Annotated in this window: 12 protein-coding genes; 4 read left to right on the forward strand and 8 right to left on the reverse strand. The window is 67.4% G+C overall.

The features are described 5' to 3' along the window. The first annotated feature begins 36 nt into the window (after nt 1-36). A complete protein-coding gene (locus DFJ67_RS34845; protein WP_203783436.1) occupies nt 37-360 on the forward strand; it encodes an ArsR/SmtB family transcription factor in 324 nt (107 codons plus the stop codon). After that, on the forward strand, nt 357-839 hold the full coding sequence (locus DFJ67_RS34850) for an SRPBCC family protein (protein ID WP_116072878.1): 483 nt from the start codon (nt 357-359) through the stop codon (nt 837-839). Before DFJ67_RS34845 ends, DFJ67_RS34850 begins: the two co-directional genes overlap by 4 nt. 23 nt (nt 840-862) lie before the next feature. On the opposite strand, the gene DFJ67_RS34855 is transcribed toward DFJ67_RS34850, so the two are convergent. From DFJ67_RS34855 to DFJ67_RS34870, 4 genes are all read right to left on the reverse strand, one after another. Continuing rightward, entirely contained in the window at nt 863-2,089 is a 1,227-nt protein-coding gene (locus DFJ67_RS34855) for an APC family permease (RefSeq protein ID WP_275407643.1), read from the reverse strand. 25 nt (nt 2,090-2,114) lie between these two features. Further along, a complete protein-coding gene (locus DFJ67_RS34860; RefSeq protein ID WP_116077006.1) occupies nt 2,115-2,519 on the reverse strand; it encodes a VOC family protein in 405 nt (134 codons plus the stop codon). A gap of 14 nt (nt 2,520-2,533) precedes the next feature. Beyond that, the gene (locus DFJ67_RS34865; protein ID WP_239097103.1) at nt 2,534-3,301 is read right to left on the reverse strand and encodes an arsenate reductase/protein-tyrosine-phosphatase family protein; all 768 of its coding nucleotides are present in this window, start codon (nt 3,299-3,301) and stop codon (nt 2,534-2,536) included. Nucleotides 3,302-3,453: 152 nt separating this feature from the next. Continuing rightward, complete coding sequence (locus DFJ67_RS34870) at nt 3,454-4,941, reverse strand: vanadium-dependent haloperoxidase (RefSeq protein ID WP_203783438.1); 1,488 nt, start codon at nt 4,939-4,941, stop codon at nt 3,454-3,456. A 222-nt stretch (nt 4,942-5,163) separates the two neighbouring features. Between DFJ67_RS34870 and DFJ67_RS34875 the strand changes: the two genes are divergently transcribed. Beyond that, nucleotides 5,164-6,063 (forward strand): hypothetical protein, encoded by a 900-nt coding sequence (locus tag DFJ67_RS34875; protein WP_116072884.1) that lies wholly within the window; start codon nt 5,164-5,166, stop codon nt 6,061-6,063. A 53-nt stretch (nt 6,064-6,116) separates the two neighbouring features. Here DFJ67_RS34875 and DFJ67_RS34880 read toward each other — a convergent pair whose 3' ends face one another. Beyond that, nucleotides 6,117-8,336, reverse strand: coding sequence for an MMPL family transporter (locus DFJ67_RS34880; RefSeq protein ID WP_116077008.1), 2,220 nt, complete (start codon nt 8,334-8,336; stop codon nt 6,117-6,119). A gap of 120 nt (nt 8,337-8,456) precedes the next feature. On the opposite strand from DFJ67_RS34880, the gene sigJ reads away from it, so the two are divergent. After that, nucleotides 8,457-9,443 (forward strand): RNA polymerase sigma factor SigJ, encoded by a 987-nt coding sequence (gene sigJ, locus DFJ67_RS34885; protein WP_116072886.1) that lies wholly within the window; start codon nt 8,457-8,459, stop codon nt 9,441-9,443. Here sigJ and DFJ67_RS34890 read toward each other — a convergent pair. The 3 genes from DFJ67_RS34890 to DFJ67_RS34900 all read right to left on the reverse strand — a co-directional run bounded on the left by DFJ67_RS34890 (nt 9,356) and on the right by DFJ67_RS34900 (nt 12,733). Beyond that, nucleotides 9,356-10,087, reverse strand: a complete 732-nt coding sequence (locus DFJ67_RS34890; RefSeq protein ID WP_147315730.1) for a transmembrane-type terpene cyclase — start codon at nt 10,085-10,087, stop codon at nt 9,356-9,358. The genes sigJ and DFJ67_RS34890 overlap by 88 nt on opposite strands. 81 nt (nt 10,088-10,168) lie before the next feature. After that, nucleotides 10,169-11,764 carry a class I adenylate-forming enzyme family protein gene (locus tag DFJ67_RS34895; protein WP_116072890.1) on the reverse strand — a complete coding sequence of 532 codons (1,596 nt, stop codon included), beginning with the start codon at nt 11,762-11,764 and terminating at the stop codon, nt 10,169-10,171. Between the two features lie 12 nt (nt 11,765-11,776). Beyond that, nucleotides 11,777-12,733: a UbiA family prenyltransferase gene (locus DFJ67_RS34900; protein ID WP_170216117.1), complete on the reverse strand. Its 957-nt coding sequence runs from the start codon at nt 12,731-12,733 to the stop codon at nt 11,777-11,779. Nucleotides 12,734-12,754 lie beyond the last annotated feature (21 nt).

Genomic DNA, 12,754 nt, shown 5'->3' on the forward strand with positions numbered 1-12,754 from the left:
TGACTTCCTAGAAGCGTAAGTTGTAACTTACCGTTCGTGGAGACTTACCAAGTCGGTGACGGCTGGGACGCGCTGGGAGACCCGACCCGACGCGCCATCCTCGCGTGCCTGGCGGACCAGCCCCGGGCCGTCGGAGAGATCGCGGCCGAGCTGCCAATCAGCCGCCCGGCCGTGTCCCAGCACCTAAAAGTGCTCAAAGACGCGGGCCTGGTCACCGACCGTGCGGCCGGCACCCGGCGGGTCTACCGCCTCAACCCCGCCGGCGTGGCCGCCCTACGCGACCAGCTCGACACGTTCTGGAACCGGGCCCTCAAGGGCTACCAGGACTTCACCGAACAACCAACCGAGGAGAGGTCATGACGCAAGCAACACCCGCGATCGTCCGCCGACAGGTCATCGTCGAGGCCCCGATCGAGCGTGCCTTCGACGTGTTCACCGAGCGGTTCGGCGACTTCAAACCCAAGGAGCACAACCTGCTGGGCGTGGAGATCGCCGAAACCGTGTTCGAACCGAAGGTCGGCGGCCACATCTACGACCGCGGCGTCGACGGCAGCGAGTGCCGCTGGGCGCGCGTCCTCGCCTTCGAACCACCCGCACGGGTCGTCTTCAGCTGGGACATCGGCCCGACCTGGCAGGTCGAGACCGACCCGGACAACACCAGCGAGGTCGAGGTCCAGTTCATCGCCGAAACCCCGACCCGCACCCGGGTAGAGCTCGAACACCGGCACATCGATCGACACGGCCCTGGCTGGGAATCCGTCAGCGACGGCGTCGGCCACGACCAGGGATGGCCGCTGTACCTCGCCCGCTACGTGGCCCTCTTCAACGAAGGCAGCTGAACCGCGCTCGGCACCTCCAGTGGTTAACGGCGTAGGAAACGGCGGATGGCGAACGCGGCAGCGCCGAGGGCGAGCACCGCAGCGCCCGTGATGATTGAGGTGACGGGAAGAGCGAAGGCCAACGTGAGGCAACCGGCGAGGCCGACGATCGGGATGATTCGAGGCGGCCGGTTCTCCGCCGTGGTCAGTGTCCACGCCGACGCGTTCGCGATGGAGTAGTACACGAGCACGGCGAACGACGAGAACCCGATCGCCGAGCGGAGATCGGCGGTACCGGCCAGGACCGCGACGACAGCGCCGACGAGCAACTCGGCGTGGTGCGGGACACCGAAACGCTCGTGGACCGCGGCGATGGTGCGCGGCAGGTGGCCGTCGCGCGCCATGGCGAAGGTGGTCCGGGAGACTCCGAGGATCAGCGCCAGCAACGAGCCGAGCGCAGCGACTGCCGCGCCGGCGCGAACGATGGGCTCGAGCCAACCCAGGCCAGCCTGCCGGACGGCATCGGACAATGGCGCGGTAGCGGAGGCCAGACCCTGTGCGCCGAGCACGGCCAGGGTCGCCACCGCGACCACGGCGTAGACGACCAGCGTGATGCCAAGCGCAAGGGGAATAGCGCGAGGGATGGTCCGCGCGGGATCGCGTACCTCCTCCCCCAGCGTCGCGATGCGGGCGTAGCCCGCGAACGCGAAGAACAGCAGACCGGCGGCTTGGAGCACACCGCCGGCCGTGGCGTCTGCACGGACGTCCAATCGCGCTGCCTGTGGGTCACCCCATCCGAGCACCGCGACAACGACCAGCACCAGAATGATCAGCACGACCGCGACGATGGCCCGGGTAACCCAGGCGGATTTCTGGATCCCCACGTAGTTGATCGCTGTGAGGGCGAGTACGGCGAGAACGGCGACCGCGTGCGCCTGGCTCGGCCAGACGTAGGCGCCGACGGTTAGCGCGATCGCGGCGCAGGAAGCGATCTTGCCGACGACGAAGCCCCAGCCGGCCAGATACCCCCAGAACTCACCGAGCCGCTCCCGACCGTAGACATAGGTGCCACCCGACGCCGGATAGCGGGCGGCCAAGCGTGCCGACGATGTCGCGTTGCAGTAGGCGACTACCGCCGCAACCGCCAATCCGATCAGGAGTCCAGTGCCGGCAGCTGCGGCGGCCGGCGCCAACGCGCTGAAAATGCCAGCGCCGATCATCGCCCCGAGCCCGATCACGACCGCGTCGAATACGCCCAGTCGCCGGCGCAGCTCGGTGGTCGCAGGGCGTGACCGCTCAGCCAACTGCAGGGCCCCGGTCGCGCGCGGCAGGTTCGAACAGTTCGATCAGGTTTCCGGCAGGGTCAGCCACCAAAATCTGGCGGCCGCCCGGGCCGGAGACCACGCCGCTCAGGAACGAAACGCCGCCATCGCGGAGCCGGTCAACCTCCGCATCAAGGTCGCCGACGGTTAGGTGAATGCGGTTGTATCCAGGCCCCGCGATGTCGCCGGGGGTGGCCCGGGCACCTGAGCTCGCGGGCCCGGACAACAGCAACCGCAGCGGTCCGCGGACCACGTCGGCGAACGCCGGCGCGGCGTTGGTGTTGAGTGTGAAGCCGAAGTGCGTTACGTAGTAGTCCACGGCGGCCTGGACGTCGTCGACCAGGTAGCGGACGCTGGCGTACTGATCTGCTTCCTCCACGGTGAGGACCTCCGTCAACGGTTGATGAGCTCGGTTGTCAGGACCGGCAATAGATGTCTGACCCTGGTGTGGATCTCGCTCGCAGTATGGGCAAACGTGCGTCGCGTTGCCTTGTCGTCACCGGCCGAGGCCGGGTCCGGAATGCTCCAATGGATCCAGCGGCGATAGTTGGCAAAGTCGACGCAGGCCTCACGCGCCTTGTCGCACAAGGTGACCACGACGTCGAACTGCCGTCCGGCGAGGCTGTCCAGGTGACGCGGCCGCCAACCGCCGATGTCGATGTCGAACTGCTCGCGGAGCACGCTGACCGCGTGCTCGTGCATCCGTGGCTTCGGGCGACTACCGGCGCTGATCACCTCTACCTGTCCGCGCGTTGCCTGGCGCAGCAATGCCTCGGCGATCGGTGATCGGGCGCTGTTGCCAGTGCAGACAAACAGCACCGCGACCGACGACAGGTAGGTGACGTCGACATCAGCGGCCGGACGCGGACGCAGCGCCGGGTGTAGGGAGCTACCGCTGGTCGCCAGTTCCTCGGCACACCGATCGAGGTCGAGGTGGTAGTAGCTGTCCCTGCCGTCGAGGCTGCTGCGGGACGCAGCGACCAGTCCTCCCTCTCGCAGCAGACGTAGATGGTAGGAAACCAGGCTCTGCGGCTGCTCGACCAGATCGACGAGCTCACGAACCCTCAGGTCGCTCGTTGCGAGCGCCGACAGCAACCGCCACCGCACTGGGTGCACGGCCAAGCGAAGAAACGCAGGCGCCGCGGGGGTCGATGGTCGCACAGCGCGAGAATACATCAAACCCGCTTGATAGATCCGCCAACCCGGCCGAGCCGATGTCACGACGGCTCCGCAGACGGCAGTTGACGACAACAGGCTGCCGATGAAGCGTCGGGGGGCGCTCCATCGGCAGCCTGGGTGTGCTGCGGAGGCGGTCAGCCTCCGTTCAGCTTGCGCTGGACGAACTCGTACGCGAGGTCGCCAACCTCGGTGGCGTAGTCTCTGGCCGCATCGACGGAGGCCGGGAAGTTCTCGCCACCCCAGATCCGGCTCTGGCCGCAGTCGTCGGCCCAGGCGCTCAAGCTGCTCCAGTGCAGGGTCAGGTCGTTGGCTGGCGTGATCCCGGGTTCGACCAGCGAGGAGCCCTTGAGCGCGGGAGAGAAGATCTCCAGCGAGTCCGTGTCGATAAAGCGGCGCGCCTGCTGTGCGTACGAGAAGCAGAGCGCGGCATGTGCCGACGGATACTCAGGAGATCCGATAGACAGTGAGCTCAGGTAACCCTGCCATTCGGCGCCTGTGATGTCGTTGACGGTGCCCTTTCCCGGGCCGCCCCACGCCGTTACCTTCTTCTCTCCGTAGAGATGGCGGATGGCACTGAACGGCCGCACCGAGTCGTACTTGCGCTTGTAGTACCAGGAAGCGATGGTCACGTCGATGCCGGTGACCGCCCCGGTCACGACATAGTGGATGCTGTCCTCGGTGTTGAGATTGCCGCCCACGACGATTCGACCGGCGACGGCCCCGTATGGCCGAACCAGGTCGTCGAACAGCTCCGCGCTCATCTTCTTGCGGTCGTCCAGGCCCGCAGACGCCTCGAGCACCTCGTCGGCCTGGGTCCGGTAGGCCCTGCGGTTGTGTGCGTAGTCGCTGGCGGTCGGCCGGGCCACGCGCAGCTGCTCGGGGCTCTTGTATGAGAACGGCTTCATCCGGCCGAACTGCGGCGTCGCGAACTCCTGGGCGGTGAAGACCTCGCGTTTCTCCACAATGTTCGGTTGCCAGCGGGACGGATCGCGCAACAGTTGTGGCGTGTTCACCGGCCGGTATCCGGTGTAGTCGGCGTACGGCTGCTGGTTGTACTTGCGGCCGCCCTCGTCGCCGTACCGGTTGCTGCCGTCGTGTTTCCGCGCCGCGATGGCGTTCCTGGCCGCGAGAATTCCGATGCCACTGGGAGTGGCTGGATCAGCCGCCGTGTTGTTGGGATCGAGACCGGCTGTGGTCATCATTTCCAGCCACGTCGCCTTGTATTGGGGAAAGACGATGTTCAACGACGTGAACGCGGAATAGATGACCGCGATGTTCTTATTTCGCGTCGTACGTTCCTCCACGGGGCGGCGGCCGAGGTTGGAGAAGATGCCGACGGCGGTCGGGTGGTAAGGCGACAGCGCATCGAACCATGGCATTTCGACGAGCAGCGCGCTGTCCCCGCCATACATCATGGGACGACCGAAATGTTCGTCGCGGGCCACGGTGTCAAACCGCGGGTAGATGAGTCCGATCAGGGCGTTCCCGTTGTCAAGGTCGAACGTCGGCGCCGCTGGTGCCGCCTTGACGGCACCCGACAGCGACGCCAGCAGGGCCGCGGTCACCGCAACGGCCGCCGCGGCGCGCAGGCGGCGGCGACCCATCCGCCCCAGAATCGTCATCGGACGTTCTCCTTTCGATCAGCCAGCCGCAATGCGCACACGATGCATCGCGAGCGATTTCGCGGATGAGAAGCAGGATTGGCGGATTGCAAGGAGATTAGCCGTCGCGGATTCCCGAGGTCCACTACTTGATCGAGTAGTCGATACTACTCACGGCGGTATTGCCGCAGCACACGCGCGCCGCGAGGATGGATCAAACAAATCTAATATATGGAGGTAAATATGCGGACGGCAATCCGGGCCGCTGCCGCCATCCTGGTGGCGCTCACCGCGGGCGCCCTCGTCGCACCATCCGCCCAGGCCGCGACAGCACGCAGCGGCCAGGCGCAGTGTGGCCTGGTCGACGTCGTCGACGGCACCGACGACTTCACCTCGCCCGCTTCGGTCGCCTCGGGGGTACGCACGTTCCAGGTCACTACCGCCGACCCGAGTGGCATAGTACTGGGGCTCTTCCGGCTCGACGACGGTGTCGCCATCAACGATTTCCTCACGTTGCTCCGAGTCGCCTTCGCCGGGCAGGGCGACCAGCGCGTCGAGGCCGGCAGACAGGTCCAGGCCCAGTCCACATTGCTCGGCGGCGTCTCCGCGGTGACGGGCCGGCCGGCTACCTTCACCCAGACCCTGGTCCCTGGCACGTACTATTTGATCAACTATCGGGACATCCTGGCCAACCCGAACGGGGCTGTCGGCGTGCACCCGCTGACAGCGACCAATCAGTGGGTCGCCTGCTCGCCGCCGATCCCCCGCGCGACCGTCCAGATGATCGACACGGCCGACGGGCCGCGCTACCTGGCACCCACCAGCCTGCGCCAGGGAGCACCGATTCTCGTCGTCAACCTCTCAGGTCGGATCCAGGAGGCGGTGATCCGCCCGGTCGGGCCGAACGTGACCGCCACGGACATCGAGCTGTTCTTCCAGGCGGTGGACAACGGGCAGCCGCCGCCGAGCATTCCGTTCGTCGGGCTCCTCCCACAGGGAATGCCCGTCATCCACTCGCCGCTCGCGGCGATCATCCAACCGAACCTGGCCCCCGGGCGCTACGCCATGCTCTCGTTCCTGCTGGATGACGAGGGCGTGCGGTACGCCGCAAGCGGCACGGTCGTCGTGTTCGACGTCATCTGACCTGACTTAGCGGCGGGCTGTACGACACCCTTGTACAGCCCGCCGCTTCGCGTTCAGCGCGCTGACACGGTCTCGACGGCCGGGACACCGCTCCGGTCCGTCTCGCGCAGGCCGAACCTATGGTGCAGGCGGCGTAGCGGAGCCGGCGCCCACCAGGTCGCTCGGCCGCCGAGGCGCATCAGGGCGGGCAGCAGGGCACCGCGGATGAGGGTCGCGTCGATCAGGACCGCCAGCGGCAGCCCGATCCCATACGCCTTCACGTAGGTGATGCCGGAGACCGTGAAGCCGAGAAACACGATCGAGATGACGACGGCGGCGGCGGTCACCATCCGTCCGATGCGTTCGAGCCCCACCGCCACCGCGGTCGTGCCGGAACCCGTCCGCTCGTACTCCTCGCGGATGCGCGCGAGCATGAACACCTGGTAGTCCATCGCCAGCCCGTACGAGAGGGCGAACAGCATCACGGGGATCGTGGACGCGATGGTGCCGGTGACGGTGAAGCCGCCGAACAGGCCGGAGAGGTGACCGTCCTGAAAGATCCACACCAGGGCGCCGAAGGTGGCGGTCAGGCTCAGCGCGCTCAACAGCAGGGCGAGGAACGGCAGCAGGACGCTGCCGGTCAACAGGAACAGCAATACCACCATGGTGACGGCAACGAGCAGCAGGACGTAGGGAAGCCGTTCGACAAGCACGTCGGTGGTGTCCACACTGACCGCCGCGGCCCCGCCCACCAGCACGGGAAACGGTGCGGGGGCGGCCCGCACGTCCTCGACGAGGTGCAGTGCGTCGTCGGCCTCGGCCGTGGACGGCACCACGGAAAGGTAGACGCCGTCGCCGATCGCGAACCGCTGGTGTGTCGGCCCGGTCGGCGCGGCCATCGAACCGGCGACGTAGCTACCGGTGACCGTGTCCACCCGCCCGACGTTGGGCAGCTGGGACAGTCGCATGGCGTACGCGCCGACTTCTGCCGATCCGGCGTCGGCCCGGATAGCCACGACCTGGAGGGTGTTCAGTTCGGCGCCGTCGAAGTTCTGCCGGATGAGGGCGGTCACCTGCCGCGCTTGCGAGGACTCCGGCATTGAGCGCTCGTCCGGCATGCCGAGCCGGATGCCGAGGAACGGCGCGCCGAGCAGCAGCAGGAACGCGACGACCAGGACCGCGACCGGCACCGGACGGCGCATGACGAACGTCGCGAGGCGATGCCAGAACCCGGAGTCGGCGGTCTCGGAGGCCGCCACTGGTCGACGCCGGCGCAGCACCCGTCCGCGGTCGATCCGCGTGCCCAGCACCGCGAGCAGAGCGGGTAGCACGGTGACCGAGCCGAGCGCGGCGAAGACGGCAGTGATCATCGCGCCATACCCCATGCTGCGCACGGCAGGCAGCGGAATCAACACCAGTCCGGACAGGACGAGCACGATGGTGACGGCCGAGAACACCACGGTGCGACCGGCTGTGGCCATCGTCCGATGGATCGCGGCCTGGATGTCCCGACCGTTCGCCAGCTCCTCCCGATATCTGTTGATCATCAGCAGGCCGTAGTCGATCGACAGACCCAGCCCGAGCAACGTCACGACGCTGACCGCGAAGACCGACAGGTCGGTCGCCGAAGCGACCACCCACAGCACTCCCAGGCCGACCAGCATCGTCACGAAGGCCACCGACAGCGGCACGAGGGCGGCGATGATCGCGCCGAAGACGAACACCAACACGATCATGGTGAGCGGGAACGCGATCGCCTCGCCCTTGGCGCCGTCGGACTGGCTCAGCTCCGTCGTCTCCTTCCAGAACATCGCCGAACCCCCGACGCGCACGTCCAGACCGTCGCGGGCCCCTTCGTACCGCGGCACGAGATCGGCCAGCACCTTGTTGATGGTCGTCTCGTCGCCACGGACGGTTGCACCGACGAGCGCCTTCGTGCCGTCGTGGCTGCGCAGTTGGGGTGGCATGCCGGCGGTCCAGTAAGAGGTCACGTTGACGACGTCCGGCTCGTCGGTGAGCCGTTGACTGAGCGCGGCAGCCGCCCGCGACGCGGCGGGGTCGTCCACCCCCTGCGGCGCGCTGACGACCAACGTCAGATTGGGTGTCCCCTGTCCCCCTGCATCCAGCACCGCCGCGGCCCTTCCGGATTCAGCGTCCGGGTCCGCCAGACCTCCGGCGGTCAACTTGTCGAACAGCGTCACGCTGGCCGTGCCGCCGGCCAAGGCCAGCAGGACGGCCACGACGAGAACCGTCCGGCTCCGCCGCAGCAACAGCCGCGACAGCTTTTCCAGCATGATCTTCACTCCCTCAGGGTCGCTTTTGTCTCGACGTGCCTACGATGTGGTGGATCACCGAGGTGTGACATCCGCCCACGAATTGCCCGCCACGTCACACCACGAGACCGGGGAGTGGCCATGCGCGACGGTGCGACGGACTCCGTCGACGAGGCGACGGAGCTTTACCTCGACGAGCGCGACCTGCTCTTCTCCCTCGCCTACAACCTGCTCGGCAACGTGGCCGACAGCGAGGACGTCCTCCAGGACACCTGGCTCTCCTGGGTATCCGCGCAGCGAGCGGAGATCGCGAATCCTCGCGGATACCTCGTCCGGATCGCCGTGAACGCGGCCCTGGCTCGGCTGCGGGACGCCAAGCGATCCCGAGAGCGTTACGTCGGCCCGTGGTTGCCGGAACCGGTTGTGACCGATCCGGACGCCGTCGATTCCGCGGTCCGGGGTGAGTCGCTGTCGTTGGCCGTGATGGTGATTCTGGAAACGCTGACCCCACTGGAGCGGGCCGTATTCGTCCTGCACGAGGCCTTCGGATACCAGCACACGGAGATCGCCGCGCTGCTCGGACGGACGCCGGTGGCGGTCCGTCAGCTTGCGCACCGGGCGCGTCAGCACGTGCGGTCCGGCCGGCCGCGTCAGCCGGCCCGTCCACAGGTGGTCCGGGCCGCCACCCAGCGTTTCCTCGACGCCGCCCTCGGCGCCGACGTCGACACGCTCCTGGAGGTGCTCTCTCCCGGAGTGCGCCTGTGGAGCGACGGCGGCGGCCGCCGACCCGCCGCGCTGCGAGTCATCGAGGGACGGGCGAAGGTGCTGCGGCTGGTCACCCGCAACCTGTCCGCTCTGCCCGCGTTGACGGTCCGGCCCGTCCACGTGAACGGGGAACCGGCGGCGCTGCTGTTCGCCGGCGCCACCCTGTACGCGGTAGTCGTAGTCGAGCTCCGCGAGGACAGTGACCAGGTGAGCGGGATCTACACGATCCTCAACCCGGACAAGCTGGCCGGAGTCGACCGGAGCGGGCAGGTCGATCAAGCGGCCATCGCCCGCTCCCGGCCCGGCTCCGGCAGTTCGGCCGGCGGGAACACCCGAGGACGGTTGAGCCTCCACGGTGACTGACCTTCGGCGCGGATCTGCCGGTAGATCATGCGGATGTAGATGACGTCGAGGACGAAGATGATGACGAACCACGACAGTACGAGGTGGCGGCCAGGGAAGATGATCAACGTATTGAGTCCCGCGAGCAGCGAACCCATCATCTTGCAGATGCCGACGTAGAGCGACTGTCCCGCGGACGACCGCCGTTTGATCAGCGTCACGATGAATGCGGCACTGATACCGACGTTCAGCAGGCAGCCGCTATACATGCCGAGGATGTCCCGGAACTCCCGCGCCGACAAGAACAGCTCGATCGCCGCGAGCAGGACCAGCGCCCAGAAGAGCTGTTTGAACAGCTTGCGAGGCAACGACGGGAAGTCCTTGTGTCCCCAGAGCATGATCTGGATGACGATCACCATGTCGATGAAGACCCACGCGAAGTTGGCGGGGCGCTGCGCGGGTTCCTGGTCGATGACGATCGAGTGGACAAACTCCCAGGCAAAGTTGATCGCCACGACGACGACCGGGATGCCCACGAACTTGTCCACGAACGCACGTTGGATCGCCAGGCCGTAGGCCAGTGCCCAGAAGGTCCCCAGACCGACCACGATGGTCCAGAACCAGAGGTTACGGAAATCCCGTGGTTCCGACACGGCGGACGCCACGTCGGGCAGATCGAAGATCGCGGGTGGGAGCCAGTCCATCGCTGTCCTGCTTTCTTCAGATGACGGTGGTTATGGAGCCGGTCAGGTCCACCTGCCGGTGCCGCTCGCCTCGACGCTGCCCAACACCTGCTGGCGCAACGCGAGGCGGCGCACCTTCCACGTGGCGGTGCGCGGCACGTCGGCCCAGGGGATCAGTCGCGGCGCGGCCAGCTCCGGCAGGCCGGCCAAGGCGCGGGCCCAGTCCTCGGGATCGAGCGTGTCGTCCCGCATGCACAGCACAGGCACCGGCGGCTGGTCGGGCTGGGCCAGCAGGGTGACGTCCACCGCCGTCGGCAGCCGGTCCAGCAGAACGTTCTCGATCTCGATGCAGCTGCTGCCGGGCATCATGTCGACTTCGCGGTCGAGCAGCCGGATGCGCCCGAACGCGATCCGCTCACCGAGGTCACCGCTGTTCCACCACGAACCCTCGGTCTTGGCCCGGTAACGTTCGTCCTCGCCTAGGTAGGTGAGGCAACGGGCTCGGGTCTTCACCATCAGCAGGCCCGGCTTGCCGCGAGGTTGCCGACGCCCGGATTCCGGGTCGACGACCCGGACGCGCACACCAGCCGCCGGCCAGCCGATGTTCGTCCGGTCACCACGGCTGTCGCCGGAGCGCACAGTGCGGCGGGTGAAGAGGTTGACGATGATGCCGGTGACCTCGGACTGGCCCAGTCCCCAGCCCCACACGGGAAAACGGCGCCGAGAGGCGGCCAAGAACGTGCGAACGGTCCGGGCGTGCACGGCGTCGAAGGTGGTGACGTAGAGGCGCGCCTGGGTGAACAGCTCCGGCCGCCGCTCCACCAGTTCCTCCCAGCGCTGGAACATGTTCGGCATGGCCTCCAGGATCGTCGGCCGGTGCTGGTCAATGACCCGCTCGATGTTCTCCAGACCGGGATCGGAGATCGCCACCACCTTGTGCGGCGCCATCTTCAGCTGCGAGGCGGTCCAGGCCATCACCCGGATATGGGCGAACGACACTGCTGCGGCGGTCACGTCGCTGTGTCGGGTGGTCAGGAACGGGATCGGGCAACGCTCCATCCGCGACGGGAACCGCCCGATCGCGGTGTTGGCGGTGTGCAGCACCAGCTTGGGTACTCCGGTGGTGCCGGAGGTGTGCGTGGAGACCATGGGCTCGTCGGCATCGCCGATCCGCACCGGCGCCCGAGGGCCGTCGCGCAGGTCGTCCAGCGTCAGGGCGTCGGAGGGCGGCTCGTCGACGGGTTCCCCGACCACGATCGTACGCACGGACGAATCCGCGAGGCGTCCATTGGCGAGCAGGCGGGCACCGGCTATCAGCATGGCCGGTTGCGCACGCTTTATCAGCGCCCGCACCGTCTCCACCGACGCGATCGGGGCGATCATCACCGGCAGCGCGCCGATTCGTGCCGCGCCTGCCGCCAGCAACGGCATGTCGTAGTGGTTGTCCTTCGCGATGACCACGCGGTCACCGGCGCGCAGCCCCGCCGCGTAGAGGCAGTCGGAAAGCTGTTCGACGATCCGGGCCAGCGACGCGCCGTCGTACACCGTTCCGGATTCGGGTGCCACGTCCAGCGGCCGATCCAGGTGAACGACCGTCTGCCGGGCGCGTTCAGCGTGCCAATGGAAGACGTTGCCGATATGGAAGGGTGTGCGTCCCATGTAGAGGCTTCCTTATCCAGCGAAGAAGGTGGCCACCGCGAGGCCGACGAAGCCGAGGTCGTAGGCCACGAAGGCCGCGACGCGAGCCGTGCGCCAGCGGTCACGAGTGATCGCCAGCCGGAGCTGGGCGGCGTGCAGTGCGGTGGCGGGCAGCAAGGCCAGGGCAGTCCACCAGGGCATGACAGGCGACGTGGCGAGCGCGGCGATCGTCGTGACCGAGATGATCAGGTAGGTCACCAACGCGCCCTTGACCACCCACATCGGCGCGGCGACCGGCAGCGTGCGCCGGCCCACCGCGGCATCGCCGTCACGATCGCCCACATTGGAACATGAGACGAGCATGACCAACCAGAGGCCCATCAACACGCCTTGGAGCACGCCGACCATCGTCCAGCGCCCCTCCACCGCGAGGTAGGGGAACAGGAACCCACCCGCGGTGCCGACGCCGAGCAGAAACTCCGAGCCGCCGAGGTGATAGCTGAACCGCAGACCGCCGGAATACTGCGGTCCGAGGACGGCGCACGCGACAAAGATCAACACGGCGGAAATCGGGACGTCCCAGTCGAGGACCGCGAACGCCGCGAAGCCGGTGACGAACGCGAAGATCTCGGCGAACACCGCGAACACGATCGCCTGACGTTCCGTGAGAGCGCCACTGAGCAGCGGCTTGCGCCGGAGGTCCCGGCGGAACCCGGGTCTGATGTAGTTGGCGGCGTCGCTGCCGTTGCGCAAGCCGATGATGTCGTCCACCGTCGCCGTCGCGGCCACGATGCCGGCGGACGAGAGCAGGAACAGCGCGAGCGCCGCTACGGCACCAGGCCGTTGCAGTGCCGCCGGACTCAGCAGCAGCGCCGCCAGCGCCCACGGAAAGAAGTGCAGGTAGACCGACACCTTGGAGATGCGGACCAGCCCCACCAGCGTTCGCCACCGCGATGGGTCACCACGGTCGGTGACAATCTCCGGGGTCATCGAGGACACCATTGTTTCGCC

Origin of the sequence: Asanoa ferruginea (genome assembly GCF_003387075.1) — a bacterium.
In the GTDB taxonomy this organism is placed as follows: domain Bacteria; phylum Actinomycetota; class Actinomycetes; order Mycobacteriales; family Micromonosporaceae; genus Asanoa; species Asanoa ferruginea.

What these genes read in the sequence shown, in the direction of transcription:
- DFJ67_RS34850 (WP_116072878.1), top strand. Translation starts at nt 357, where the DNA reads ATGACGCAAGCAACACCCGCGATCGTCCGCCGACAGGTCATCGTCGAG.
- DFJ67_RS34875 (WP_116072884.1), top strand. Translation starts at nt 5,164, where the DNA reads ATGCGGACGGCAATCCGGGCCGCTGCCGCCATCCTGGTGGCGCTCACC.
- DFJ67_RS34870 (WP_203783438.1), bottom strand. Translation starts at nt 4,941, where the DNA reads ATGACGATTCTGGGGCGGATGGGTCGCCGCCGCCTGCGCGCCGCGGCG.
- DFJ67_RS34900 (WP_170216117.1), bottom strand. Translation starts at nt 12,733, where the DNA reads ATGACCCCGGAGATTGTCACCGACCGTGGTGACCCATCGCGGTGGCGA.
- DFJ67_RS34895 (WP_116072890.1), bottom strand. Translation starts at nt 11,764, where the DNA reads ATGGGACGCACACCCTTCCATATCGGCAACGTCTTCCATTGGCACGCT.
- sigJ (WP_116072886.1), top strand. Translation starts at nt 8,457, where the DNA reads ATGCGCGACGGTGCGACGGACTCCGTCGACGAGGCGACGGAGCTTTAC.
- DFJ67_RS34880 (WP_116077008.1), bottom strand. Translation starts at nt 8,336, where the DNA reads ATGCTGGAAAAGCTGTCGCGGCTGTTGCTGCGGCGGAGCCGGACGGTT.